Genomic DNA, 245 nt, shown 5'->3' with positions numbered 1-245 from the left:
GTGTGCCGGGCACGGCACACGTCTTAAGGGTGAGCCTACACCTTAAAATCATGAAGGTCAAGGCAAGTCCCAAACCCAGCCTGATGGAGGCGGGTCGAAGACGCGAAGCCACGGTATCGTGTTATCACAACGGAGTACCGGTGACGGTGCTTCGGAAGGCAGTGGTTCCGCCGAGGCGGAGCAGCACAAAAGTACGGGGCGACGTACAGGAATCGCGTCAGGCGTGCATTGTGGGACGAGCCTTC

1 protein-coding gene is annotated in these 245 nt (G+C 59.2%); it reads left to right on the top strand.

The window, feature by feature from the left end:
* Positions 1-245 (top strand): hypothetical protein (locus ACYQ2M_RS25525; protein WP_459919208.1); only part of this gene is annotated, 245 nt, incomplete at both ends.

It is taken from the genome of Desulfocicer niacini (assembly GCF_054657595.1).
This window is presented reverse-complemented; position numbering and strand designations above follow the sequence as displayed.